Origin of the sequence: Mameliella sp. CS4 (genome assembly GCF_019392335.1) — a bacterium.
Lineage (GTDB): Bacteria > Pseudomonadota > Alphaproteobacteria > Rhodobacterales > Rhodobacteraceae > Antarctobacter.
This window is the reverse complement of record NZ_JAHXRQ010000007.1, coordinates 78,913-103,325: the sequence shown is the minus strand read 5'-3', so window position 1 is coordinate 103,325 and position 24,413 is coordinate 78,913. Positions and strand designations below refer to the sequence as shown.

The following is a 24,413-nucleotide window of genomic DNA, read 5'->3' as shown; positions in this document are numbered from 1 at the left end:
CTCCTTGGTCAGCGGATCGCGTTTTTGGGCGGTCTAGAGCGCGCCCTTGGTCGAGGGCACCGCATCCGCCTTGCGCGGATCGGTTTCCAGCGCGTCGCGCAGGGCGCGCGCCACCGCCTTGAAGGCGGCCTCGGTGATGTGGTGGCTGTTGACCCCGTGCAACTGGTCGACGTGCAGGGTGATGCCGCCGTGCGTGCTGAGCGCCTGGAAGAACTCACGCACCAGTTCCGTGTCGAAGGCGCCGATCTTCTGGCTGGGCAGGTCGAGGTTCCAGACCAGGAAGGGGCGCGCAGACAGGTCCAGCGCGGCGCGGACCAGCGCATCATCCATCGGCAGCAGGCAGGAGCCGTAGCGCACGATGCCCTTTTTGTCGCCCATCGCCTGGGTCAGCGCCTGGCCCAGGGCGATGCCCACATCCTCGACCGTGTGGTGATCGTCCACATGCAGGTCGCCCTTGGCCCGCACGGTCATGTCGATCAGCGCGTGGCGCGAAAGCTGGTCCAGCATGTGGTCGAAGAAACCGACACCGGTTTCATTGTCGTAAGTGCCGGTGCCGTCGAGATTGATCTCGACGCTGATCTCTGTCTCGGCGGTCTTGCGGGTGATCTTGGCGGTGCGCATCATCTTGTCCCCTGAAGTCGGCCCCTTATAGGCATGGCTGCGGCGGCGTCAAAGGGGGAGGGGGCTCAGTCGGCGCAGGCCCGCAGCATCGCGTCCAGCGTGGCGGCGTCGGGGAACTGACCTCCTCCGGACAACACGCTGCGTTCGCGGGGCAGGTCGTTGCTCTCAAAGAAGAAACGCTTGCCGGTGTGGTCCTTGGGATTGACCGGCAATCCCAGGGTCATCCAATGCACATCGGTGTCGACGCCGCTGTCGATCCTGTGGGCCTGCCACATGGGAATCCGCTCTTCACCGATGGTCAGGGCCATGTCATTGGCCTTGGCCGGGTCGAAAGAATAGATGTAGTCACGTGCCGAGTGGTCACGGATGGTCAGCAGCCAGCCCTCTTGTTTGCGCGAACAGCGCAGCGTGAATTCCTTTTCCGGCGCGCCACTGTCGAAGAGGATGTCCCAGCGCATCACCAGCCCGCCCTCGGCCACCTCGACGCGGCGGGTGTCCTGCGGGGCCGAAGCGATGCGCAGGCGATCCAGTTCCCAGGCGTCGAGAAAGTGCATGGCCCCGGGGGCAACCTGGCTGGCCAATGTCAGAAATTCGGCGCTGATGCCCATCTCGATCAGGTAAAGGACCAGCTGTCCCATGATCTGCTGCGTTGCCGAGGTGGGCAATTCCTGTCCCTGCGGCGCGTAGAACTGGTGCACGCCCAGCTGGCCCGGTTCGATCCAGCGTTCCTGCCCGCCGATCAGGGCAAAGGCGCAGGCAGATTCGCAAGTGCCTTCGCCTTGCAAGGTTTCGGCATACCCGTCGAGAAATTCCGTGCGCCCAACGCTGACGGTCAGCCCGTGCTCCCGAAACAGCCGCCCCAGGGCGATGGCCGCGCCAAGGTTTCCTCCGGGCGAATCAAGCTCGACGTGGCCGTCTACGCCCGTCTCTTCGAGTAAGGCGCGAAAGGCGTCCGGGGTCGCAGCGGTGATCTCGCCTTTGGCGGAAACCCATGTGCACCCGACGCAGTTGCCGCCGCTGGAGGCGCGCTTGAAGGTCATCGGATCCGCAGCGGCGGCGGAGGTGGCAATGCACAGGGCGGCGGCAAGAAGGGAACGCAGCATGGAAACTCCGGGTGTCGAAATCGCGCTGACGTTAATCAGCGTCGGGTGCGCTGTAAACTTCTGATGGCACGGACTGTCGAGGCGCGTCCGTCAGTCCCCGCAGGCCCGGGTGAGAACATCCAGCGTTGTCTTGTCCGGGACGGTTCCCTGGGCCGAGAGAACGTATATGAAATTTGTCATCCGGTTGGTCTGGAACCGAAAGTCCTTGCCGACATGGCGGTGCAGATCGAGTGGCAGGCGGACCGTGAGAAAATAGTCGTCTGCCCGGGGGCCCAGCTCGATGACATTGTCAAAAGACATCGGGTAGGCCGTGTCCCCCAGGGCGACCTGCATGTCCGGTGCCCCTCTTTGCCGGTCGGGAACGCCGTTGTTTGCGCCGATCCCCGTATCGAGGATCGAGAGCAACCAGCCCGAATGCCCGCGCGAACACCGCAGGCTGTAGGCCCTGTCGAGATCGCCGTCCGAGCCAAGGGAGTCCCAGCGGGCCACAAGGCCCCCATCCCCTGTTTCGAGGCGGAGAGGCGTGCGGCTGCTTTCCGTGCTGATGCCAAGGCGCGCCAACTCCGCCTCGGTCAGATAGTGCATCTGGTCGCCCGGGATCTTGCTGGCCAGCGTCAAGAGTTCGGCGCTGATGCCCATTTCGATCAGGTAAAGGACAAGCTGGCCCATGATCTGCTGCGTGGCGGCGGTCGGGATATTGCCGCCATCGGGGCTATAGAACTGGTGCACGCCCAATTCGTCACCCTCTACCTGGCGGCTGGTGCCACCAAGCAGGGCAAAAACGCAGGCTGACTCACAAACGCCACCTTCGATTCCCTGATCGTATTGCGGCAAATCCGGCATGGGCGCGCTGCGGCCGACGGTTGTGCGGATGCCCTCTTTGCGGAACAGGCGCCCCAGGGCGATGGCGGCGCCCAGGTTGCCGCCGGGGGAATTCAGGCGGAGACTGTAGCCAACGCCGTTTTCCTGCAGATAGGTCCGGAACGCCTCGGGCGTCTCGTCGGTGATTTCACCCTCTGCCGAGGTCCATTCGCAGCCGATGCAATTTCCGCCCGACCAGCGTTTCTCAAACCGCATGGGCTCTGCAGCGGCAGAGAGCGCGCAGGTTCCCAGAACGGTAGCCAGAAAAAGAGACTTCATCACGATACCCCGCGGAACGAATCCTTTGACGCTAACCAGCGTCGCGCGCCATGTAAACCACTGAGGAGACTGGCGGATAAGTGGGGAGGCATCGGTTGCCGCGGGCCTGTGAGGACTTCATGAAAGACGGTGATGGCGCGTTGTATGTCGAAACCATACCGCGCCAGATATTTTGTGAACCGAAGAGAATGACAGATGGAGCGGGCGAGGCGATTCGAACGCCCGACCCTAACCTTGGCAAGGTTATGCTCTACCCCTGAGCTACGCCCGCGAAACCATCTTGTCGTTCCGGATCCTTGTGTCCTGCGGTGGGTGCCGCCCAAGGAAGTCCGGCCATTTGGAGCGGGCGAGGCGATTCGAACGCCCGACCCTAACCTTGGCAAGGTTATGCTCTACCCCTGAGCTACGCCCGCGTGCCAAATGGTGAGCGCGGAATTAGCCTCTACGGCGTGAGGGTGCAAGAGGAAAATGCACGCGCGCGCCGCTTTTGATCCAGGCACCTGCCGCCGGACTATTCGGCGGCCGCCGGCGGGCTTGTCCCGGGGCGGCGGACCTCTGTCCCGGTCTTTCCATCGCCGGTGCACAGGAACACCGTCAGGTCATCCCCATGCGCCCGAAGCAGGGGGGCCGACACCAGTCCGGCCCGCGCCGCAAGTGCCGCCAGGTCAGCGCGGCCCAAATCGCCGCCCAGGGTGATCAGCGCGGCCTGTCCCGGGTCGCCAATGCGCAGGGGAATAGAGATCCCGGCCCGCATCCCCATCTCTGCGCCGATCCGGACATGACGGCGGCGGTCCCCTGAAATCTCGCCCATCTCGTCCAGGTATTCTTCGCCGACCATGATGGGCGTCAGGTAGCGGCAGCCATGCATCCGAAAGGCAGAGGTGTAGCGGATATGCGGAAATCGGCGCAGGTCGTCGAACCAGCGCGAGTCGATCGTGGTGCGTATGAACTGCGCCTGTTCCCAGTTACGGAAATCGGTGGCGTAGACGTAGTCGACAACCGTCAGGCCCAGGTCGCGGGCAAGACCGACGATCAGGTCGCAGACATGTTCGGTGGTTATAGTGGCTTCCAGCTGTACGAGGAAATCCAGAAGCCGTGGGGGAATGAATTTTTCAGTGCCCTGCAGGGCGGTGCCGTCGAAATGTGTCATGCAGACAGTTTCGATTGTGGTGGCGGAAATGACAGTAGGGATTTCCGGAGACTGGCAGAATTGACAGGTGCTGCGGCTCAGTCCCCGGCGGGTTCGATCAGGTCCCAGCGGTTGCCGAACGGATCGCGAAAGACCGACACGGTGCCATAGGTTTCATGCCTCGGGGCCTCTTCGAATTGCGCGCCGGCGGCGATCAGCCGGTCATGGTCGCCCGCGAAATCCTGCGTGTGCAGGAATAGCCAGACCCGTCCGCCCCCTTGTTGGCCGATGTGGTCTCGCTGCGGGCCGACGGCCCGGGCCAGCAGGAATTGGGTTTGCGCGCCTTTCGGGGCCACCCGCACCCAGCGTTTTCCGTCGCCGTGGTCGCTGTTTTCGATCAGCTCAAAGCCCAGGCCATCGACGAAAAAGACCAGGCCCGCGTCGTAAGAGGGGACAAGGATTGCGACGAGGGCGAGGTGCATGGATCACTGCCAGAGTTGGGGAACGGGAGTGTCCACCAACAGGGCGCGCAATTCGCTGGCCAGCGGCTCTTCGATTCTGCCCAGCCGGGCGCGGGTTGTGAAATAGCCATAGTACCGACCGTCTTGCGCCTGTACCGCCCAATCCGCGATCTGCGGGTTCAGAAAGTCGATCGGGGCGCGCAGGCGCTTGCCGGGCATAAAGCGCGGGTCGCTGGCGAGCCTGCCGGAGAACCCCTTGCCCTTGCGCCGGATGTTGTCGACCCAGACGAATTCGATCCGCTTGTCCGGATCATCGACGCGCACCGCGACGTAAAGCGCGAGCGAGGGCGAGAAGTATCCGTATTTCTTTTCCGTGGCAGAGAGAGCCGCAGGCAGCGAGGCCCGGGCCAGCCCAAAGGCGCGATTCATCGCCGGGTCGCTGCTGCGGACCTTCAGCACGTCCAGCTCACCCGGCGGCAGCGCATCTTCGGGGATCTCGTAGACCGGGCCGGGGGTGTCGAAGGGGATCTCGCCGTCGGTCGCACCGCGGGCCGCGAGCGCAAGCGCCATCAGGGCGCAGAGCATGGCGGTTGTCCGGCGGAAGAGCATGCGGGAATCCTTCCCGATTCTGGAATGGCAGCAAGAGGATCATAGCCGCCGGACCCGCGCGCGGCAACGTCCCGGGGTGTCGTGCGACGTCCGCTTGTCCACAGGCCGGGGCGGATCTGACGTCAGGCTGTGGATATCCCGATTGGGAAAAGAAAAACAGCCCCTTGCGGGGCTGTTCTCAGATCATGGAAGAGGCGGGCCTCACTCCAGTTCGATCAGCAGGTCCTTGGCGTCGATCTGGCCGCCCGGCGTGACATGGACCGCCTTCACGGTGCCGTCGCGCTCGGCGTGCAGGCCGGTTTCCATCTTCATTGCCTCGATGGTCAGCAGCAGGTCGCCTTCCTTGATCCTCTGCCCGACGGTGACCGAAACGGTCGCCACCACGCCCGGCATCGGCGCGCCGATGTGGTCGGGGTTGCCCAGCTCGGCCTTGGGGCGCGCCGCGCTGGTGCCTTGCGCCTTGCGGTCCGGCACGCGGATGGTGCGCGGCTGGCCGTTCAGCTCGAAGAAGACCCGCACTTCGCCATCGTCATGGGTTTCGCCCACCGCCTGCAGGCGGATCTCCAGCGTTTTCCCCGGGTCGATCTCGGCGGTGATCTCCTCTCCCGGCTCCATGCCGTAAAAGAAGGTCCGCGTGGGCAGGGTGCGCACCGGGCCATAGGTCTCGTGCCGCGCGGCGTAATCGGTAAAGACCTTGGGGTACATCAGGTAGCCGTTCAGGTCCTCGTCGTCGAAGACAACACCTTCCAGCTTGCCTTCCAGCTCCTTGCGGGCGTCGTCGATGTTGATCGGCGCCGCCTTCAGGCCCGGACGCTCGGTAAAGGGCTTGTCGTCCTTGAGGATCTTCTTCTGGATCTTCTTCGGCCAGCCGCCCGGGGGTTGGCCCAGGTTGCCCTTCATCATGTCGATGACCGAGTCGGGGAAGCTGAGGTCCTTCTTGGGGTCCTCGACATCTGCCCGCGTCAGGCCCTGGCTGACCATCATCAGTGCCATGTCGCCCACCACCTTGGACGAGGGCGTAACCTTGACGATATCGCCGAACATCCGGTTCACGTCGGCGTAGGTGTGCGCCACCTCGTGCCAGCGGTCCTCCAGGCCCAGGCTGCGGGCCTGCGCCTTGAGGTTGGTGAACTGGCCGCCCGGCATCTCGTGCAGATAGACCTCCGATGCGGGCGACTGCATGCCCGACTCGAAGGCCGCGTACTGGCCGCGCACTGCTTCCCAGTAGTTGGAAATCTCGCGGATCGCCTCCATGTCCAGACCGGTGTCGCGCTCGGTGAACCGCAGGCCCTCGACGATCGAGCCCAGCGTCGGCTGCGAGGTATTGCCCGAGAGCGCATCCATCGCGGCATCCACCGCGTCCACGCCCGCGCGCGCGGCCTCCATGATGGTGGCAATCGCCGCGCCCGAGGTGTCATGCGTGTGGAAGTGGATCGGCAGGCCGACCTCTTCCTTCAGCGCCTTGACCAGCGCCGCCGCCGCATTGGGTTTCAAGAGGCCCGCCATGTCCTTGAGACCGAGGATATGCGCGCCCGCGTCGCGCAGGTCCTTGCCCATCGCGACATAGTATTTCAGGTCGTATTTGGCCCGGTCGGGATCGAGGATATCGCCCGTGTAACAGACGGTGCCTTCGCAGATCTTGCCGGTTTCCAGCACCGCGTCCATCGCGACGCGCATGTTTTCGACCCAGTTGAGACTGTCGAAGACGCGGAAGACGTCGACGCCGGTCTCTGCCGCCTGTTTGACAAAGAACTGCACCACGTTGTCGGGGTAGTTGGTATAGCCCACGCCATTGGCGCCGCGCAGCAGCATCTGCGTCATCAGGTTGGGCATCCGCTCGCGCAGGTCGCGCAGGCGCTGCCAGGGGCATTCCTGCAAAAAGCGATAGGCCACGTCGAAGGTGGCGCCGCCCCAACATTCCACCGAGAAGAGCTGCGGCAGCTTATGCGCATAGGCGGGGGCCACCTGGATCATGTCCAGACTGCGCATCCGCGTCGCCAGCAGCGACTGGTGCCCGTCCCGCATGGTGGTGTCGGTGATCAGCACCTGTTTCTGCGCCGCCAGCCAGTCGGCCACCGCCTGCGGGCCTTTTTCCTCCAGCAGGGTCTTGGTGCCAGCGGGCGGCGTCTCCAGCGGCACCTTCGGCGGGCGAGCCGGTTTCAGGTCCGGGTGCGGCATGGTGCGGCCCTGCACCTCGGGGTGGCCGTTTACCGTGATGTCGGCGATGTAGGTCAGCACCTTGGTGCCCCGGTCACGCCGCTTCTTGAAGTCGAACAGCTCCGGCGTCGTGTCGATGAACTTGGTCGTGTACTGGTTGTTCAGGAAGACCGGGTGTTTCAGCAGGTTGATCACGAACTCGATGTTCGTGGTCACGCCGCGGATGCGGAACTCGCGCAGGGCGCGGTCCATCCGTCGGATCGCCTGTTCCGGTGTCGGTGCCTTGGCCGTGACCTTGACCAGAAGCGAATCGTAGAACCGCGTGATGACACCGCCGGCGTAGGCGGTGCCGCCGTCCAGGCGGATGCCCATGCCGGTGGCCGAGCGGAAGGCGGTGATGCGACCGTAATCGGGGATGAAGTTGTTCGACGGGTCCTCGGTCGTGATCCGGGTCTGCAGCGCGTGGCCGGTCAGGCGGATGTCGTACTGGCTGGCCTTGCCGGTGGCTTCGGCCAGGGACTTGCCCTCGGCGATCAGGATCTGCGCCTGCACGATGTCGATGCCGGTCACTTCCTCTGTGACCGTATGTTCCACCTGCACGCGCGGGTTCACTTCGATGAAGTAGAACTTGCCCGTCTCCATATCCATCAGGAATTCGACGGTGCCCGCGCATTCATAGTTCACATGGGCGCAGATCTTGCGGCCCAGCTCGCAGATTTCCTCGCGCTGCGCCTCGGACAGGTAGGGGGCCGGGGCGCGTTCCACGACCTTCTGGTTGCGGCGCTGCACGGAACAGTCGCGCTCATAAAGGTGATAGATGTGGCCCTGCTTGTCGCCGAGGATCTGCACCTCGACGTGACGGGCGCGGGTGATCATCTTTTCAAGATAGCCCTCGCCGTTTCCAAAGGCGGCCTCGGCCTCGCGCCGGCCTTCCAGCACCTTGTCCTTCAGCTCCTTGGGGCCTTCGATCGGGCGCATGCCGCGACCGCCGCCCCCCCAGGACGCCTTGAGCATCAAGGGATAGCCGATCTCCTCGGCCTCCTTCGCGATCTTGTCGAAATCGTCGCCCAGCACCTCTGTTGCCGGAATCACCGGCACACCGGCCTGAACCGCCACCTTGCGGGCGCTGGCCTTGTCGCCAAGGGCGCGCATGGTTTCCGCCTTGGGCCCGATAAAGGTGATGCCGGCGGCAGTGCAGGCGTCCACGAAATCGGGGTTTTCAGACAGCAGGCCATACCCCGGGTGGATCGCATCTGCGCCCGAGGCCTTGGCAACGCGGATGATCTCTTCGATCGACAGATAGGCCTGAACGGGGCCAAGCCCTTCGCCGATGCGATAGGCCTCATCCGCCTTGAAGCGGTGCAGCCCCAGCTTGTCTTCCTCCGCGAAGACGGCCACCGTCTTCTTCCCCATCTCGTTCGCCGCACGCATGATGCGGATCGCGATCTCGCCCCGGTTGGCTACCAGGATCTTTTCAAAATCTGCCATGTGTCGAGGGTCCTTCTCCGGCACAGTCGCGCCATTCTGCGCAATATTATTACTTTGAGAGTATGCCGCGACGCAGCGCAAGAGGGGTTTGCAAATTATTCCTGCGCGACGGTCGCGTTTGCAAACTCTGTTTTCCCGCGCAGATCGGCGGGCCGTGACACGCCAAGCTGGCCGATATTGGCCACCAGGTCCCGGCGCAGAATCTCTGCCAGGTGGGCGGGGCCGGGCGCGCCCAGGGCGCAGACGGCATAGTGCCACGCTCGGCCCAGCATGACGAAATCCGCCCCCAGCGCGATGGCCCGCAGGATGTCCAGCCCGCCCTCGATCCCGCTGTCGAAGATCACCGGCAGGCGCGTGGCGGCGCGCACTGCGGGCAGGTAGGACACCGCGCCGCGGGCGCCGTCGAACTGCCGGCCGCCGTGGTTCGAGACCCAGACCGCATCCACGCCTTCGCGCTCAAGCCGTTCCGCATCCTCGGCTTTCAGGACGCCCTTGACCACCAGCGGCCCCTCCCAGGCCTCGCGCAGCCAGCGCAGGTAATCCCAATCGGGCGCCGTGCGCAGCAGGTAGCCGATATGCGCGGTGGGATCGCGGCTGGCCATGTCCTGCGAATAGCGGTCCAGCGTCTTCATCCGGGGCATCCCGGCGCGCAACCGTGCCAGGGACCAGGCCGGGCGCCGCGCGCATTGCAGCGCGATCCGGGGCGTGATCCGGGGCGGCTGCACCAGCCCGCCCTTGACCTGTCTTTCCCGCCGCGAGGCGACGGGAACGTCGACCGTCACCACCAGGACGTGAAAGCCGCTGGCCTTGGCACGTGCCAACATGTCGCGCCGCATGTCGGGGTCGCGCGGCGGGTACAACTGGAACCAGCCCTTGCCGCCGGTCTCGGGGCCGACCTCCTCGGGGGTGGCATTGGCGACGGTCGACAGCGTGTAGGGCAGGCCGGCCTGTGTTGCCGCCCGTGCCAGTATCCGTTCCGCCCCGGGCCAGAGCAGCCCCGACTGGCCCACCGGCGCCACGCCGAAGGGCAGGGGATGGGTTTCCCCGAACAGCGGGACAGAAAGATCCGGCGCCACCTCGCCGTCAAGGATTGAGGGCGTAAACAGCACCTGATCGAGCGCCGCCCGATTTCGGCGGGCCGTGGCCTCTGTCCCGGTCGCCGTGTCCAGGTAGGCCCAGGCGAATCGCGGCACGCGGGCCCGCGCGGCCCGGCGCAAATCGGCGACAGTCATGAAGCGGCTGTGCAGGTCCATGCGGGTATCTGGCGTCGGAAAGCAGCGATCCGCAAGCGGGTCGACCTGCATTCGCCTCAAATCTTCAACTTATTTTAAGTGCCGTGGCGGAGTGTGTGGGCATCGACACGGAAAGGACAGCACATGCACGCGATGATCGTCGACCACGATGCCACCCGGCTTGAACGCAGCCAGATCGCCTTTCTGGAGGCGGGGATTCACGTTACCGGCTCTGGCAGCCACGCGGTGGCCGAAACCTGCCTGAAACGGGCGGTGGTCGATGTGCTGGTGCTGGATGACGATTGCGGCCCGGACCGGATCGCGGCGCTGACCGCCCTGGCGCAGCGGCGCAATCCCCGGCTGGTCACGCTGATGCTGGCCCGCGAGGTGGGCGAGGCGACGGATCTCTATTCCGACGCCGTGACCTCGCTGCATTGCGTGCTGGACGGGCGGGTGTCGCCGCGCATGGTGGCGCGCATGGCGCAGGCCTCGCTTGCGGGGCGCGCTGCCTGCAAGATGACCCCGGTCCGTGCCGATGCCGCGTCGCAGCCCGCCCGAGAGGTGCCGCTGCCGGTGTTTTCCACCACCCGGCGCAAACCCGTCATGCCGACAGAGGTGGCGATGCACGCCTGAGCGGCGGCGGATCAATGCGGCGGGGCATGAAAAACCCCGCCGAGGCAAGGAACACAAGGCGAACACGGCTTTCCCTGCGCGCGCAATGACGCTAGATTGGCGTCATGAGCAGTTTCGATGAATTCGACGCTTTCGAGGCGTCCTCGCTGTCGGCGCGCGCAATGGCCGCGCGCCCGGCCCCCTACCTGGACGAGCTGAACCCCGCGCAGCGCGAGGCGGTGGAAACGCTCGACGGGCCTGTGCTGATGCTGGCCGGGGCCGGGACGGGCAAGACCAAGGCGCTGACCGCGCGGGTGGTGCACCTGTTGAGCACAGGGCGCGCCCGTCCGAACGAGATCCTGTCGGTCACCTTTACCAACAAGGCCGCGCGCGAGATGAAGAATCGCATCTCGGGTATGCTGGGCCAGACCGTCGAGGGGATGCCCTGGCTGGGCACCTTCCATTCGATCTGCGTCAAGCTGCTGCGCCGCCATGCGGAGCTGATCGCCGATGATTCCGATTCGGTGGTCGAGGGCGCCGGCGAGCCTACCGGCCCGCATCTGAAATCCAATTTCACCATCCTCGACACCGACGACCAGCTGCGCCTGCTCAAGCAACTGGTCCAGGCGGCGGGTATCGACGACAAGCGATGGCCGGCGCGCCAGCTGGCCAACATCATCGACGGTTGGAAGAACCGTGCGCTGACGCCCGACAAGATCCCCGCCTCTGACGCGGGCGCCTACAACCACCGTGGGCCAGAGCTTTATGCCGCCTACCAGCGCCGCCTGCTGGAACTGAACGCCGTCGATTTCGGCGACCTGCTCTTGCATGTGGTCACCATCTTCCAGACCCACCCGGACATCCTGGAGAAATACCAGCGCTGGTTCCGCTACATCCTTGTGGACGAATACCAGGATACCAACGTCGCCCAATACCTCTGGCTGCGCCTGCTGGCCTCCGCGCACAAGAACATTTGCTGCGTGGGCGACGACGACCAGTCGATTTATGGCTGGCGCGGCGCCGAAGTGGGCAACATCCTGCGGTTCGAAAAGGATTTTCCAGGCGCGCACGTCGTGCGGCTGGAGCAGAACTATCGGTCCACCCCGCATATCCTTGCCGCTGCCGGCGGTGTGATCCGGGGCAACCAGGGCCGCCTGGGCAAGGAACTCTGGACCGAGGCGCAGCAGGGCGAAAAGGTCCGCCTGATCGGCCATTGGGACGGCGAGGAAGAGGCCCGCTGGATCGGCGAGGAAATCGAATCCATGCAGGGCGGCACCCGCGGAATGCGCCCTTACAGCCTTGACGAGATGGCCATCCTCGTCCGCGCCAGCCACCAGATGCGCGCCTTCGAGGACCGTTTCCTGACCATCGGTCTGCCCTATCGTGTCATCGGCGGCCCCCGCTTTTACGAGCGGATGGAGATCCGCGATGCGATGGCCTATTTCCGCCTCGTGGTTTCACCCACTGATGACCTTGCCTTTGAACGCATCGTCAACACACCCAAGCGCGGCCTAGGCGACAAGGCGCAGCAGACCATCCAGCGCATCGCCCGTGAAAACGGTGTCAGCCTGCTGGACGGCGCGGCGCTGGCGGTGGAACAGGGGGCGATCAAGGGCAAGGGCGCCAAGGCACTGGGGGAGCTTGTGGTCGGCCTCGCCCGCTGGGGCCGCATGACCGGGGACAAGGACCTCAGTCACATGGAACTGGCCGAGATCATCCTGGATGAAAGCGGCTACACCACGATGTGGCAGAACGACAAGACGCCCGAGGCGCCGGGCCGGTTGGAGAACCTCAAGGAACTGGTCAAGGCGCTGGAAAGCTTCGAGAACCTGCAAGGGTTCCTTGAACACGTCAGCCTCGTCATGGACAACGAATCCGACGCCGAGGGGGCCAAGGTTTCGATCATGACGCTGCACGCGGCCAAGGGGCTGGAATTCCCGGTGGTCTTTCTGCCGGGGTGGGAGGATGGTCTTTTCCCTTCACAGCGCAGCATGGACGAAAGCGGGGTCAAGGGGCTCGAAGAGGAACGGCGCCTGGCCTATGTTGGCATCACCCGCGCCGAGGAAGTCTGTACCATCAGTTTCGCCGGCAACCGCCGCGTGTTCGGCCAGTGGCAATCGCAGATGCCGTCACGCTTTGTCGATGAATTGCCCGAGGACCATGTCGAGGTGCTGACACCTCCGGGGCTCTACGGCGGCGGATATGGCGCGGCGGGCGGCGTGGGGGGCATGTCCTCGGGGCTGGAAAGCCGCGCGGCAGAGGCCAATGTCTACAACTCCCCGGGCTGGAAACGCCTGCAATCCCGCCAGGGTGATCGTCCGATCAGCCAGCCACGCGAGAGCCGGAGCCAGGTGATCGACCTCGACGCCGTCTCGGCCCACACGGTGGGAGAGCGGGTCTTTCACCAGAAATTCGGCTACGGCACGATCCAGGGCATCGAGGGCGACAAGCTGGAAATCGCCTTTGAGAAGGCAGGCACGAAAAAGGTGGTGGCGCGGTTTATCCATGCCGCCGATGACGTACCGTTCTAATCGCGCATTTGCTCAGGCGGGCAGGGGATGCCCGCCGATATAGACAGCTGTGAGATCAAGCGCCCCGTCCAGAACCACCAGGTCGGCAGAGGCGCCTTCGCGGATGCGGCCGATGTCCGGGCGCCCGATCCAGTCGGCGGGCAATGTGCTGAGCCGCGCCGAGGCCTCTGCCAGCGGCAGACCGATGCCGACGAGGTTGCGCAAGGCCTGGTCCATCGTCAGCGCAGACCCCGCCAGCGTTCCATCGGTCAGCCGCATGGCGCCCCCGGCCTTGTGCACATGTTGCGCGCCCAGCCGAAACGCCCCGTCCGGCATCCCGGCGCCCGCCGTGGCATCGGTCACGCCGTACAGCCCGGGGATGGCCCGGCGCGCGGCAAGGATCGCGCCGGCTTCCACATGCAGCAGGTCCGGAATGACCTCGGCAAAACCGGCATGGGCCAGCGCCGCACCGGCCAGCCCGTTGCCACGATGCGCCGCCGGGCTCATCGCGTTGAACAGATGTGTCACGCCGCAGCCCGCCTGCAGGCAGGCGGCGGCGCGGGCGTAGTCACAAAGCGAATGCCCCAACTGTACCTTGATCCCTGCCGCCTGCGCGGCGGCGATCACGCGGTCGTCCGGGTCCATCTCTGGCGCCAGCGTCATCACCCGGACCGGGGCCAGCGTCAGCCAGCGGCGTAGGGCGTCCAGATCCGCCGCCACGGCAAAATCCGGCTGGGCGCCCAGCTTGTCGGGGTTCAGGAAAGGGCCTTCGAGATGTGCGCCCAGCACGCGGGCGGCGTCGGGCCAGTGCGCCGCCATCGCGGCATCGACGGCCCCAAGGAACCTCTCGACCTCGGCAAAGGGGGCGGTGACGGAGGTGGCCAGCATCGAGGTCGTGCCATGTCGGGCGTGCAGGCGGGCGGCGGTGCGGATCGCCTCGGCGCCGGCCATCATATCCTCGCCGCCGCCGCCATGCACATGCAGGTCGACAAAACCGGGCAGGACAAAGGGCGGCTCTGGCGTCTCCGTCGGGCGGCCCTCGATCCGGTCCACGCAGCGGCCAAAACCCAGGTCTCCGGTGACCCAGCCGGTTTCGGTCAGGATGCTGCCCCGCACTGTTTCCATCCTTGATCCTCCTGACGGGGCTCAGCCGATCGGCAAAGGCGCGTCGGGTTTCGGCTGATCCATGACGATCTGCGAATGCACCCGGGCCACCACCGGATGCGCCAGCAGCACCTCATGGATCAGGGCGTTGAGCGCGGGTAGGTCGGGGCAATAGACCCTGAGCAGGTAGTCCGCCTCGCCGGTCATGGTCCAGGCCGAGACGATTTCGGGCCGCAGCCGCAAGAGACGGGAAAAAGCGGTGCCTTCCTCGGCGCCGTGGCGGGCCAGTTGCACCTGAACAAAGGCCTGCACGTCGAGGCCGAGCTTTTCCGGATCCAGTCGCGCACTGTAGCCCTGGATCACCTTTGCCTCTTCCAGCCGCTGCCGCCGTCGTCCCGCCTGGCTGGCCGAAAGGTGCAGCCGCTCGCCCAGTTGCTGCGCCGTGGCCTGGCCGTCCCGCTGAACGGCGTCCAGCAGGGCGACGTCCGTTTCATCCAATGGCGTGCGTCGTTCCCGCATGTCCTGCCCTTTTCGCGCGTGTGTCATGTGCGCGGCGTTGGTCTTGCGGGAATGATGCGCGCCGCGCGGCGCGCCGTAAAGGGCAAACCCGGTCAGGTCTGCGGCATGGTCAGCGTCAGGTTGCGGTTGCCCTTGGTGTAGCGCAGGGCCTCTTCGCCGATGGCGGTTACGCGGCCACCGTCCAGCCGGTCGCCAACCTTGACCTTCTGGTACTTGCCATTGGCCAGCCGCACTAGCGCACGGCGATTTTCAGCGGTGCCGTAGACGCCGATCAGGTTGATCTTTTTCAGGTTGATCGCATTGGTCGCGGTGGCGGCCCGGGCGACGCTGGCGCTGGAGGGAACCTGCGGTGCGACGGTGCGCGGTGCCACCGCGGCGGCGGTCTGCACCGGCTCCGCGGGCACAAGGCTGCGGTCCGCGTTGTCGACGATGGCGGCCATGTTGCGCGGTCGGCCAACGGGCACCAGCGAGCGGCGCACCGCCTGGTCCGTCGCCTCGGGCGCGTCGATCTCGGCCTGTTCCTGCGCCGTGGGCGGGCGCATCACGGGGCGTATTTCGGCCAGTTCCGACCGAGAGATGCCGCCCAGCTGGCTGCGTTCGCGCAGTTCCATCAAGTCGTCCGGCCGGGTCTGCGGCCGGACGCGGGGCATGGCGTTCAGCCGGGTGCGGATCGCGCCCGGTGCGTCAAGCTCGGGGTCCGGGGCCAGGGCCGCTTCGTCCCGCAGGGGCGGGATGACCGGCGGCCGCCCGGTAAAGATGCGCAACCCGTCCGGTGTCAGCGCACCCTCGGGCGTGGCGCGCACAAGATCCCGTTCGTCGAAATCAAAGGTCAGCCCGGCTGGCGGCGGCAGGCCCGGGTCCTGGAAGTCAGGTCCTCGCTCCAGATCCTTGGCCTGGGGCAGGGCGACGGCGTCGAAGATCTGGATGTTCGGGTCGATCGAGGCGGCATAGACGTCATCGACACCGTCCTCGGGCGGGCGGTGCGGCTTGGCAGGCGCCCGTTGCCAGATGCCGGAGGCGGCATAGCTGACCGCGGCCTCTTCGGGGGTCAGCTGGCGCGGATCTGTCGGCACGGCAAGCGGTGCGACCAGGGACTCGGGCGCCGTGGCGGGCGGGTCAAAGGCGGCGATCTGGACCTTGCCCTCGGGGCGGGCCACGGGACGCGCCGAGATCGCCGGCGCCGCGCTGGCCGGTGGCGTGGCGGATTCGAGGATCTCGCCATCGTCGCCTGTGGCGCGGGGGGCATCGGGATCGCCATCGGGCAGAGAGGCAACGGCGCTTGCCGGTTCATCGGCTGAACGGAACAGCCGCGCCAGCCCGTCTTCAAGGAAGACGGCGGCCCAGGCTGCGACCCCGGCCAGGAACAGCAGCAGGATCGCCGTGAGCATCAATCCCAGGTATTTAGGCTTGCCTCCGGTTGTGTCCCGATCACGCGCGCCGAAAACGGTCATGCGGTCCCGTTCGCTGGGCTGGTTGAAGGCCATTCCGGCAGGGATCGCGGCAACGCCACCGCCGACAGCGGCCTGTCCGCCGCTCCGGTCCTGACCCTGAGGGCCGCGCAGGGCCGCCAGTTTGGCCAGCGGGCTCGGACGCGGCAGACCGCCGGGTTTCGAGCCGACATGCGGCCCCTTGCCGGGGGCGGGAACGGCCTTGCGCGCGGCGGCGGGCGCGGCAAGAAACTCGTCTTCCTTCGCCTCGCGGGCGGGCACGGCGGCAAGCGCCGCGGCGCGGGCGGCGGCCACCTTCGGGATCGGTTTGACGCCGGGTTTCGCCGCAGGCTTGGTCTTGCCTTTCGTCTTGGGCGGCAAGACCGGGCGCTTGGCCTGTGCTGGAGCGGCACGATCACCAGAGGGTTTTGCGGCCTCGGCTTCGTCCGCTGCGGCTGAGGCCTGGGCCAACAGGGCAGAGGCGGTCGGGGCCGAAAAGAAGCCGGTACGTGCCTGCGGGGCAGGCGCCGACGCCGGAGCCTTGGAGGGCGACTCCGGCATCTCTGTCTTGCTGTCCGCGGCGGGGGCGACAGGGGTGAAACGTGCTTTCAACTCGCCCGTGACGGGCGGTCGCGGAGCGGCGACATCCCCTGATGGCCCGGACCCAACTGCCCCGGAGCGGGTCGCCCGGATGGTTGAAAACGTATAGGGCCGCTCTGCGTCGGTTTCGGCCGGGGCGGCGGAAGGCGCGGGCTGTTGCACCTGCGCGGCGGGGCGCGGTGCGGGGGCCTTGGGGGCCGCAGGCTCGGCAGCGGGTTGAGGGGCGGCAGGCGCTTTCGGTGCCGGGGCGGACCTGGGGGGAACCGCCGGTGCCTTCGGCGCCCCTTGGCCAGCGGGGGCCTGTGGCGGGATCGCAGGCGCCTTCGGTGCAGCGGCAGGGGCGACAGGCCCAGGCTGCGGCGGTGCCGACGGGGCCTGCGGGGCTGCCGGGACAGAGGGCTCTGGCCCTTTCGCCTTGGGCGCAGGGGCTTTGGGCGCCGGTTCACTGGGGGCCACAGCGGGCGCAGGGGCCTTCGGGGCCGGTGCTTCCGGGGCCGGGGCGGCTGCCTTGGGGGCCGCTGGTTGCGCGCTTACGTCCGGCTTTGCGGCCGGAGCGGGCGTGTCGGTCGGGGCCTTGGACTGCGCCGCCGGGGCCGGAACGGCTGCCTTGGGGGGCGCTGGTTGCGCGCTCACGTCCGGCTTTGCGGCCGGAGCGGGCGTCTCGACCGGGGCCTTGGACTGCGCCGCCGGGGCCGGGGCGGCAGGAGATTTGTCCGCTGCGGGGGCGGGCTGCGCTTGCGGCTTGGGCGCCGGGGGGCGGGCTGCTTCGGGCTTGGGCGCATCCGGCTTTGGCGCCTGGGGTTTCGGCGCGGCGGGCGCAATCAGCTCGGGCTTGGGCAGCGGTTTCAACGCGGCCTCGTCGGCCTCGACGATGCGAATGGCCCGCGCGGGGCGCGAGGCGGGTTTGTTCCACCCCTTGGCCTTGCCGAAAAAGACCGCCGAGTCGAACGCCCCGTCTGGCGCCTGCGCCATGAAGCTGACCGGGTCGAACCCGTGTTCGACGGCAAAGCTCTGCGCCTCGTCCAGCGTTTCGATCGCAACGGCGGCGATCTGCAAACGCCCGTCCGTCACCACGTAGTCGAATTTCAACTCGTTCACGGCGTAGGGCGTCGCGCCGTCCAGAGAGGCGCGGATGGCGATGTCGCGCGCCGTCTCGTCCCCGCCCAGGTCGGGCTGGTCCAGGTAACGGATCTGCTCGTTCGGGATGATCAGCGCCACCTGGGCGCCGGTCGGGTCCAGGCTTTCGGCCCGGTCCCGCAAGGCGATCACCTGGGAATCGAAATCGGCGTGATCGAGCGGAACATCGTCGATCAGGGCCCATCGGGGGCCCATGCGCCGCAGCAGGGCGATGCCTTCGAAGGAGAGCGAGAGCGCGAAATTTGGTATCATGAAGCGTGTCTTATCAGGCCATCCATGCCTGCGGGAGTCCTAAGGCAGTGCCTAAAATATATAGGGCAACTCTTTGCCGAAGAAAAGAAAGCGGCTGTTGCCCTCTTGCCGATTTTCCCCGGTCAGGGGACAGTCAGTGCAGATTCCTGCTGATTGTGAGGTAATTTATGCGAATTTCAGCATTCTTGACGATCCTGGCCCTCGCGCTCCCCCTGGCGGCGCCACATGCGGCATCGGCGGAAGGCCGCTTGTCCGTCTCGGGCGAGGCCCGCATCGCGGCAGTGCCCGACATGGCGACGATCTCGCTGGGCGCCACGGGGCGCGGCAAGACGGCGGTCGAGGCGATGAATGCCACCTCGACGGCGGTGGATGCCATCCTGGCCCGGCTGTCGAGCCTCGGGGTCGAGGCGCGTGACATCCAGACCACCCAGCTGCGGGTCAGCGAACAGACCCGCTGGGACCGCGACCGCAACGAGGACATCTTTGTCGGCTACTACGCCACAAACACGGTCCGCGTGCGCATCCGTGACATGGAGGGCATCGGCGCGCTGCTGTCGGCGGTGCTGGACGACGGTGCCAACCAGCTGCAGAGCCTGACCTTCGGCGTACAGGAGCCGCGCGAGGTCGAAGACGAGGCTCGCCGCCGCGCGGTGGCCGACGCCATTGCCAAGGCCGAGCTGTATGCAGATGCCGCCGGCGTGACGCTGGGCCCGGTGCTGGAGCTGCGCGACAATGCCGAACCGCTGGTGCGGTCCATCGTCGAGCCGGAACCGATGATCCTGGAAGACGCGCCCGCCGCCCGCGACGTGCCGGTGGCCGCCGGGGAAATCGAGGTAAGGGCCGAGGTCACGATGGTCTTTTCCGTCAGCGAGTGACGCGCGCCTGTCCCCGCCCTATCCAACCAAGAGGCCGCCGCAGTTGCCCTGCGGTGGCCTCTTTCATTCGTGTCGATCCGGTTCAGGCAGAGGCCTTGTTCAGCGCCTGGTCAAGGTCGACGATAAGGTCGTCCGCGTCCTCGATCCCGATCGAGATCCGCACCACGTTCGGTGCGGCGCCCGCGGCGATCTGCTGGTCCTCGGTCAACTGGCGGTGCGTGGTCGAGGCCGAGTGGATCACCAGGCTGCGCGTGTCGCCCAGGTTTGCGACGTGAGAGAAGATTTCCAGCGAGTCCACGAACTTGACGCAGGCGTCATAGCCGCCCTTCAGCGCTACGGTGAACAGACCACCCGCGCCTTTCGGGCAGATCCGGGCGGCGCGCTCCTTGTAGGGAGAGGAATCCAGCCCGGCATAGGTCACGCCCTCGACCGCGTCATGTTTCTCCAGCCAGGCGGCGATCTTCTCGGCGTTCTCGACGTGGCGCGCCATGCGCAGGCTCAGCGTCTCGATCCCCATCAGCGTGTAATGCGCCGCCTGCGGGTTCAGCGTCATGCCAAGGTCACGCAACCCGATGGCGATGCCGTGAAAGGTGAAGGCCAGCGGGCCGAATGTCTCGTGGAATTTCAACCCGTGATAGGCCGGCTCCGGCTCTGACAGGGACGGGAACTTGTCGCTGGCGGACCAGTCGAAGGTGCCGGAATCCACCACCACGCCGCCGGTCACGGTGCCGTTGCCGGTCAGGTACTTGGTCATCGAATGCACCACCAGCGTCGCACCGTGCTCGATCGGGCGGCACAGGTACGGCGTGGCCGAAGTGTTGTCGACGATCAGTGGCAGGCCCGCCTTGTCGGCGATCTTGGCCAGCGCATCGATATCGGTGACATAGCCGCCCGGGTTGGCGATGCTTTCGCAGAATACCGCGCGGGTGTCGTCGTCAATCGCGGCCTCGACGGCGGCCAGATCGTCGGTGTCGACGAATTTCGCCGACCAGCCGAACCGCTTGATGGTCTGGCTGAACTGGGTGATCGAGCCGCCGTAAAGCCGGGTCGAGACCACCACGTTGCGCCCTGGTGCCATCAGCGGGAACAGCGCCATGATCTGCGCCGCGTGGCCCGAGGAACAGCAGACCGCCCCGGCGCCGCCTTCCAGCACCGCGACACGTTCCTGCAGCGCCGCGACCGTCGGGTTGGTCAAGCGCGAGTAGATGTAGCCCACTTCCTGAAGGTTGAAGAGCGCGGCGGCATGTTCCGCATCGCGGAACACATAGGCCGTGGTCTGGTAGATCGGCACCTGCCGCGCGCCGGTGGCCGGGTCGGGCCGGGCGCCGGCGTGGATCTGCAAGGTGTCAAAGCCGAAGCTGGGCGCATCCTGGGTCATTCAATGGTCTCCCTATTGTCGGTTGCGCACAGGAGTATGCGATTGCCGCGGCGGGTGCCAGATTCTTCGCGGGCCCCGCATCTTTCTGCGGTACATTGGCGGCATTTCTTGTTGTGATGCGTGAATTGCGCGCGAACGCGGGGTTGAGCCGAAAAAAGTTCGCATAATTGACGGCGCTTTCGCCGGATTCGCGTGAAACCCGCATCTCTCCTCATGTATCTCCGTCCCGACAGGAACAGGAGCGCCGAAAGATGACCGACCAGATGCATGTCCACCAATCCATCGCCCGTGCCGTGGGGGATCACGGCATCAGTACGATGTTCGGGCTGATGGGGGATGCCAACCTTTTCATGGTCGACAGTTTCGTGCGCGACTGCGGCGGGCGCTTTGTTCCGGCGGCGCATGAGGGCAGCTCTGTCCTGATGGCCTTGGCCTTTGCCCATGTCTCGGGGCAGGTGGGGGTGGCGACCGTCACCCACGGGCCCGCGCTGACCAATTGCACCACCGCCCTGACAGAGGGTGCGCGCGGTCATATCCCGATGGTTCTGCTGGCGGGCGACACGCCGGTGTCGAACCCGCGCCACCTGCAGGGCATCGACCAGCGCGAACTTGTCAAATCCACCGGCGCCGGTTTTGTCCAGCTGCGCGCGCCGGAAACCGCCGGAACCGACGTCGCCCGCGCCTTTTACCGGGCGCAGGTGGAGCGCCGTCCCATCGTGCTGAACATGCCCGCCGATTTCATGTGGCAGGAGGTGGCGCACGACTGCCGCCCGCTTGATGTCTTCACCAACCCCGGCGGCGTGGCCGAGGGCGACACGCTGGACCAGGCCATCGGCATGATCGCCTCTGCCCGCCGTCCGATCATCCTGGCCGGTGGCGGCGCCGTGGGCGCCCGAGACACGCTGATCCGTCTCGCCGACCGGCTGGAGGCGCCTCTGGCCACCACGCTCAAGGCCAAGGGGCTGTTCAACGACCACCCCTACAACATGGACATCTTCGGCACGCTCTCGACCCCCGCCGCCTATGACCTGATCGCGAAATCCGACTGTATCGTCTGTTTCGGCACCGGCCTGCACGAATTCACCTCCGACCGGGGCAAGCTGATGCAGGACAAGCGCATCGTCCAGGTGGATATCGAGGCCACCGCCATCGGCGGCAGCATCCATCCCGACGCGGCCCTTGTGGCGGACGCGGGGCTGACCGCCGAAACCATCCTATACTGGCTGGACGAGGCAGAGATCCCCGGCAGCGGGTTCACCAAGGAGTTGGACGGAGAGACGCTGACCGCGCATCCCCTTGGTACCGACCGCACCGCGCCGGGCTGTGTCAACTACGTCCATGCGCTCGACCGTCTGGAAGAGGCATTGCCAAAGGACCGCGTGCTGGTCACCGACGGCGGCCGCTTCATGACAGAGGTCTGGTGCCGGATCTCTGCCCCCGATCCGCGCAGTTTCGTGGTGACGGCGAATTTCGGCTCCATCGGGTTGGGCCTGCAAGAGGCCATCGGCGCGGGGCTGGCCGCGCCTGACCGTCCCGTCGTGATGTTCACCGGTGACGGCGGTTTCATGATGGGGGGCATCAACGAGTTCAACACCGCCGTGCGGCTGGGCCTCGACCTGATCGTGATCCTGGCCAACGATTCCGCCTATGGCGCCGAGCATATCCAGTTCCTCGACCGCAAGATGGACCCCAGCCTGACCGAATTCGACTGGCCATCCTTTGCCGAAGTCGCCACCGCGCTGGGCGGGCAGGGGATCGAGGTGCGCTCTGCCGACGATCTGGAACTGGCGCTGTCGGCGCTGGACACCCGGACCAAGCCGGTGCTGATCGACCTGCGGCTGGACCCGAACGACGTGCCGCGCATGCGGATCTGAGGGCGGGACAGGCCCCCGGTGTTGACAGGGCAGGCTCGCCCGGGTCTGCTCCTGCCATCCTGGGGGAGAGTGACCATGCTGATGCCCGAAGCCCTCCGCACGGCGGAGGACAGATTTGCCGACCTGCCCGATTTTCCGTGGCAGCCACGGTATCGCGACGACCTCGTGGGCTACGAAGGTCTGCGCATGGCACGCATCGACGAAGGCCCCGAAGACGCCGATCAGGTCTTTCTCTGCCTGCATGGTCAACCGGCGTGGAGCTTTCTCTACCGCCACATGATCCCCGTCTTTCTGGACACCGGCGCGAGGGTCGTCGCACCAGACCTCTTCGGCTTTGGCCGCTCCGACAAGCCGGTCGATGACGCGACCTATACCTTCAACTTTCACCGCCAGAGCCTGATTGCCCTGATCGAGGCGTTAGACCTGCGGCGGATCACGCTTGTCGTGCAGGACTGGGGCGGGATTCTGGGCCTGACGATCCCGCCGGACATGGCCGACCGGTTCGACAGGCTGCTGGTCATGGACACCGTTCTGGGCCTTGGCGGCGGCAGCACCGAGGGCTTCGACGCTTGGCGCCGCATGCACGGGGAACAGCCGGATTACGACATGGCCGCACTGTTCAAGGACTATGTCCCCGGCATGAGCGACGCAGTGGCCGCTGCCTATGCCGCGCCCTTTCCCGATGCCCGCTATCGCGCAGGCGCCCGCCGCTTTCCCTTTCTCGTCATGACCGAGCCGCAGATGGAGGGGGTCGAGGTGTCGAAACGCGCCGCGCGCTGGTGGGCGTCGGAATTTCAGGGCGACAGCTTTATGGCCGTGGGCGAGCAGGACAAGCTGATCCCGCCCTGGCTGATGATGCGCATGCACGAGATTCTGGGCCTCACCCGGCCCCCGCTGAGGCTCCCCAACGCCGGGCATTTCGTGCAGGAAACCCACGGCGCCGAGGTCGCGCGCGCAGCGCTGGCGGCCTGGGCGGAAAACCCCGAAGGCTGACAGGTCAGGCCGCCGTCACCGTCTCGACGCAAAGCACCGTGGGCAGGTGGCGGGCAATTTCCGACCAGCTGTCCCCCTCGTCGAAAGAGGCAAAGACAGAGCCCGAGTTGGTGCCGAAATAGACCCCCGGCGTCTCGGCCCGGTCCGTGGCCATCGCCTGCCGCAGCACGGTGAAGAAACAGTTTTCGGAGGGCAGGCCGTCGCGGCAGGCCTCCCAGTTGTCGCCGCCGTCGCGGGACCGCCAGACCGCTGCTTTGCCCTCGGGCGGAAAACGCCCGGCCATGTCGCCGTTCAGCGGCAGGGTCCAGAGTGTTTGCGGTTGAGCGGGATGGACTGCGATGGGAAAGCCGAAGGTCGAGGGCAGACCCGCGGTGATGTCCTCCCAGCTGCGCCCGCCATCGGAAGAGCGCCAGACCCCGTGATGGTTCTGCTGATACAGAAGGTCCGGATCGCCCGGCGCCCGCACCATATTGTGCACGCAATGGCCGGTCTCGCCGTCCTTTGGCCCTGCCGGATGGTGGACGTGCCCGCAGGCCTCTGCGTTGGACAGGCGGTTGCGCCGCTCCCAGCTTGCCCCGCCGTCTTCGCTGGCAAAGACCCCCGCCGCAGAGATCCCCAGCCAGACTTTGTCGGCATCCGCCGGGCTGGCCACGATCGTGTGCAGCGTCAGCCCCACCGCACCCGGCGTCCAGCTGTCCGCAGAGGGGTGATCCGTCAGGCTTTCGACCGCGGTCCAGCTTGCGCCCGCATCCTCGCTGACAAACAGCGTCGCGGGCTTGGCACCGGCGTAGAGCTTGCCGCCCACCTGGCCCAGCGACCAGATCGCCTCGACCCGGCCGGTAAACTCTGCTGGCGGCTTTGGCTCGGTTCCGAAAAAGGCCGCCGTATCCGGGTCATTGCGGATCCATTCGTCGACAGTGCCGTCCGCCAGCTTGACCAGATCCCAGCTTTCGCCGCCATCCGGGGACCGCCAGACCCCTGCGCCCGACCATTCGCCACCCCCGCCGGCCCAGAGCGTTCCTGTTTCCGCATCGCCGATGGCGTGGTTGATTCCCCAGCCATCGCAGAGCGGTCCCTTGACCGACCAGTCCGCCCGCGCCGCATCCGATTGCAGCAGGAACAAGCCCTTGCTGGTGCCCACCAGCACCGTGATCGCCTGTGTCATGACACACCCTCCTGAACGCCAGGGCAG

The 24,413-nt window shown here is 66.4% G+C and carries 18 protein-coding genes and 2 tRNA genes; 5 read left to right on the top strand and 15 right to left on the bottom strand.

The window, feature by feature from the left end:
- Window positions 1-33 precede the first annotated feature (33 nt).
- From hisB to KZZ07_RS10855, 10 genes are all read right to left on the bottom strand, one after another.
- Window positions 34-621, bottom strand: coding sequence for an imidazoleglycerol-phosphate dehydratase HisB (gene hisB, locus KZZ07_RS10900; protein WP_219514273.1), 588 nt, complete (start codon window positions 619-621; stop codon window positions 34-36).
- A gap of 65 nt (window positions 622-686) precedes the next feature.
- Window positions 687-1,724 (bottom strand): COG3904 family protein, encoded by a 1,038-nt coding sequence (locus tag KZZ07_RS10895; RefSeq protein ID WP_219514123.1) that lies wholly within the window; start codon window positions 1,722-1,724, stop codon window positions 687-689.
- Window positions 1,725-1,814: 90 nt separating this feature from the next.
- A complete protein-coding gene (locus KZZ07_RS10890; RefSeq protein ID WP_219514122.1) occupies window positions 1,815-2,864 on the bottom strand; it encodes a COG3904 family protein in 1,050 nt (349 codons plus the stop codon).
- A 196-nt stretch (window positions 2,865-3,060) separates the two neighbouring features.
- Window positions 3,061-3,135: transfer RNA gene (locus KZZ07_RS10885), tRNA-Gly, on the bottom strand.
- A gap of 67 nt (window positions 3,136-3,202) precedes the next feature.
- Window positions 3,203-3,277 (bottom strand) — tRNA-Gly (locus KZZ07_RS10880).
- Window positions 3,278-3,375: 98 nt separating this feature from the next.
- Window positions 3,376-4,014, bottom strand: coding sequence for an autoinducer binding domain-containing protein (locus tag KZZ07_RS10875; protein ID WP_219514120.1), 639 nt, complete (start codon window positions 4,012-4,014; stop codon window positions 3,376-3,378).
- A 77-nt stretch (window positions 4,015-4,091) separates the two neighbouring features.
- A complete protein-coding gene (locus KZZ07_RS10870) occupies window positions 4,092-4,475 on the bottom strand; it encodes a VOC family protein (protein WP_219514117.1) in 384 nt (127 codons plus the stop codon).
- Window positions 4,476-4,478: 3 nt separating this feature from the next.
- Entirely contained in the window at window positions 4,479-5,063 is a 585-nt protein-coding gene (locus KZZ07_RS10865) for a DUF2314 domain-containing protein (protein WP_219514115.1), read from the bottom strand.
- A 201-nt stretch (window positions 5,064-5,264) separates the two neighbouring features.
- Window positions 5,265-8,708: a pyruvate carboxylase gene (gene pyc, locus KZZ07_RS10860; protein WP_219514113.1), complete on the bottom strand. Its 3,444-nt coding sequence runs from the start codon at window positions 8,706-8,708 to the stop codon at window positions 5,265-5,267.
- A 95-nt stretch (window positions 8,709-8,803) separates the two neighbouring features.
- Window positions 8,804-9,961, bottom strand: a complete 1,158-nt coding sequence (locus tag KZZ07_RS10855; protein ID WP_219514271.1) for an alpha-hydroxy acid oxidase — start codon at window positions 9,959-9,961, stop codon at window positions 8,804-8,806.
- Window positions 9,962-10,084: 123 nt separating this feature from the next.
- Here KZZ07_RS10855 and KZZ07_RS10850 point away from each other — a divergent pair, with 123 nt between their 5' ends.
- Entirely contained in the window at window positions 10,085-10,573 is a 489-nt protein-coding gene (locus KZZ07_RS10850) for a hypothetical protein (RefSeq protein WP_219514111.1), read from the top strand.
- Between the two features lie 104 nt (window positions 10,574-10,677).
- Window positions 10,678-13,083: an ATP-dependent helicase gene (locus KZZ07_RS10845; protein ID WP_219514110.1), complete on the top strand. Its 2,406-nt coding sequence runs from the start codon at window positions 10,678-10,680 to the stop codon at window positions 13,081-13,083.
- Between the two features lie 12 nt (window positions 13,084-13,095).
- Here the strand turns inward: KZZ07_RS10845 and KZZ07_RS10840 are convergent, their stop codons facing one another.
- The 3 genes from KZZ07_RS10840 to KZZ07_RS10830 all read right to left on the bottom strand — a co-directional run bounded on the left by KZZ07_RS10840 (window position 13,096) and on the right by KZZ07_RS10830 (window position 18,101).
- The gene (locus KZZ07_RS10840) at window positions 13,096-14,187 is read right to left on the bottom strand and encodes an N-acetylglucosamine-6-phosphate deacetylase (RefSeq protein ID WP_219514109.1); all 1,092 of its coding nucleotides are present in this window, start codon (window positions 14,185-14,187) and stop codon (window positions 13,096-13,098) included.
- Between the two features lie 21 nt (window positions 14,188-14,208).
- Window positions 14,209-14,685 (bottom strand): Lrp/AsnC family transcriptional regulator, encoded by a 477-nt coding sequence (locus tag KZZ07_RS10835; protein ID WP_219514108.1) that lies wholly within the window; start codon window positions 14,683-14,685, stop codon window positions 14,209-14,211.
- Between the two features lie 92 nt (window positions 14,686-14,777).
- The gene (locus KZZ07_RS10830; RefSeq protein ID WP_219514107.1) at window positions 14,778-18,101 is read right to left on the bottom strand and encodes a hypothetical protein; all 3,324 of its coding nucleotides are present in this window, start codon (window positions 18,099-18,101) and stop codon (window positions 14,778-14,780) included.
- Between the two features lie 248 nt (window positions 18,102-18,349).
- Between KZZ07_RS10830 and KZZ07_RS10825 the strand changes: the two genes are divergently transcribed.
- Complete coding sequence (locus tag KZZ07_RS10825; RefSeq protein WP_219514106.1) at window positions 18,350-18,976, top strand: SIMPL domain-containing protein; 627 nt, start codon at window positions 18,350-18,352, stop codon at window positions 18,974-18,976.
- Window positions 18,977-19,058: 82 nt separating this feature from the next.
- Here KZZ07_RS10825 and KZZ07_RS10820 read toward each other — a convergent pair whose 3' ends face one another.
- Complete coding sequence (locus tag KZZ07_RS10820; protein ID WP_219514105.1) at window positions 19,059-20,354, bottom strand: O-acetylhomoserine aminocarboxypropyltransferase/cysteine synthase family protein; 1,296 nt, start codon at window positions 20,352-20,354, stop codon at window positions 19,059-19,061.
- A 251-nt stretch (window positions 20,355-20,605) separates the two neighbouring features.
- Here KZZ07_RS10820 and KZZ07_RS10815 point away from each other — a divergent pair, with 251 nt between their 5' ends.
- Window positions 20,606-22,228 (top strand): thiamine pyrophosphate-binding protein, encoded by a 1,623-nt coding sequence (locus KZZ07_RS10815; RefSeq protein ID WP_219514104.1) that lies wholly within the window; start codon window positions 20,606-20,608, stop codon window positions 22,226-22,228.
- Between the two features lie 75 nt (window positions 22,229-22,303).
- Complete coding sequence (locus KZZ07_RS10810; protein ID WP_219514103.1) at window positions 22,304-23,221, top strand: haloalkane dehalogenase; 918 nt, start codon at window positions 22,304-22,306, stop codon at window positions 23,219-23,221.
- 4 nt (window positions 23,222-23,225) lie between these two features.
- Here KZZ07_RS10810 and KZZ07_RS10805 read toward each other — a convergent pair whose 3' ends face one another.
- Window positions 23,226-24,386, bottom strand: coding sequence for a WD40/YVTN/BNR-like repeat-containing protein (locus KZZ07_RS10805; protein ID WP_219514102.1), 1,161 nt, complete (start codon window positions 24,384-24,386; stop codon window positions 23,226-23,228).
- Between the last annotated feature and the right edge of the window lie 27 nt (window positions 24,387-24,413).

Bases quoted from the DNA above. Each gene is read 5' to 3' on its own strand.
- hisB (WP_219514273.1), bottom strand. From the start codon at position 621: ATGCGCACCGCCAAGATCACCCGCAAGACCGCCGAGACAGAGATCAGC.
- KZZ07_RS10895 (WP_219514123.1), bottom strand. From the start codon at position 1,724: ATGCTGCGTTCCCTTCTTGCCGCCGCCCTGTGCATTGCCACCTCCGCC.
- KZZ07_RS10845 (WP_219514110.1), top strand. From the start codon at position 10,678: ATGAGCAGTTTCGATGAATTCGACGCTTTCGAGGCGTCCTCGCTGTCG.
- KZZ07_RS10820 (WP_219514105.1), bottom strand. From the start codon at position 20,354: ATGACCCAGGATGCGCCCAGCTTCGGCTTTGACACCTTGCAGATCCAC.
- KZZ07_RS10875 (WP_219514120.1), bottom strand. From the start codon at position 4,014: ATGACACATTTCGACGGCACCGCCCTGCAGGGCACTGAAAAATTCATT.
- KZZ07_RS10835 (WP_219514108.1), bottom strand. From the start codon at position 14,685: ATGCGGGAACGACGCACGCCATTGGATGAAACGGACGTCGCCCTGCTG.
- KZZ07_RS10850 (WP_219514111.1), top strand. From the start codon at position 10,085: ATGCACGCGATGATCGTCGACCACGATGCCACCCGGCTTGAACGCAGC.
- KZZ07_RS10870 (WP_219514117.1), bottom strand. From the start codon at position 4,475: ATGCACCTCGCCCTCGTCGCAATCCTTGTCCCCTCTTACGACGCGGGC.
- KZZ07_RS10890 (WP_219514122.1), bottom strand. From the start codon at position 2,864: ATGAAGTCTCTTTTTCTGGCTACCGTTCTGGGAACCTGCGCGCTCTCT.
- KZZ07_RS10805 (WP_219514102.1), bottom strand. From the start codon at position 24,386: ATGACACAGGCGATCACGGTGCTGGTGGGCACCAGCAAGGGCTTGTTC.
- KZZ07_RS10840 (WP_219514109.1), bottom strand. From the start codon at position 14,187: ATGGAAACAGTGCGGGGCAGCATCCTGACCGAAACCGGCTGGGTCACC.
- KZZ07_RS10855 (WP_219514271.1), bottom strand. From the start codon at position 9,961: ATGGACCTGCACAGCCGCTTCATGACTGTCGCCGATTTGCGCCGGGCC.
- KZZ07_RS10810 (WP_219514103.1), top strand. From the start codon at position 22,304: ATGCTGATGCCCGAAGCCCTCCGCACGGCGGAGGACAGATTTGCCGAC.
- KZZ07_RS10830 (WP_219514107.1), bottom strand. From the start codon at position 18,101: ATGATACCAAATTTCGCGCTCTCGCTCTCCTTCGAAGGCATCGCCCTG.
- KZZ07_RS10815 (WP_219514104.1), top strand. From the start codon at position 20,606: ATGACCGACCAGATGCATGTCCACCAATCCATCGCCCGTGCCGTGGGG.
- pyc (WP_219514113.1), bottom strand. From the start codon at position 8,708: ATGGCAGATTTTGAAAAGATCCTGGTAGCCAACCGGGGCGAGATCGCG.
- KZZ07_RS10865 (WP_219514115.1), bottom strand. From the start codon at position 5,063: ATGCTCTTCCGCCGGACAACCGCCATGCTCTGCGCCCTGATGGCGCTT.